Source organism: Enterobacter sp. J49 (assembly GCF_002148625.1).
GTDB classification, from domain to species: domain Bacteria; phylum Pseudomonadota; class Gammaproteobacteria; order Enterobacterales; family Enterobacteriaceae; genus Enterobacter; species Enterobacter ludwigii.
In genome coordinates, this window is record NZ_MWPY01000041.1 from 1 (window position 1) to 306 (window position 306).

The 306-nt window shown below is 58.2% G+C and carries 1 protein-coding gene; it reads right to left on the reverse strand.

What is annotated here, in order from left to right:
- On the reverse strand, positions 1-208 hold a 208-nt coding region (locus tag BJP35_RS23800), incomplete at its 3' end, for a hypothetical protein (RefSeq protein ID WP_218778082.1).
- Between the last annotated feature and the right edge of the window lie 98 nt (positions 209-306).

Below are 306 nucleotides of genomic sequence, written 5' to 3' on the forward strand. Positions count from 1 at the left end.
TTCCGGCGACGTTCACATAGCCATGGCCCTGCGGGCTAAGCCGTATCGGAAAGGCGATGCCCGAATAGGGAAGCTTGCGCTGCCTCAGACGCCGTGTGAACGGGCCGAAATCCGAGACTTCGGCGGTCTGATGCTCGCCCTGACCGTTCCAGAGGACCGGCAGCAACGAAAGATCGAGATGCTGGAGCAGTTCGTCGCCATAGAGCATTATCAGATCACGCGCGTTTTCCTCGCAAGAGGCTCCCCAGTTGTGGAGGACGCAGGTGAGCTTGCGCGTTGCAGGAAGGCTGTATATTATACACATCT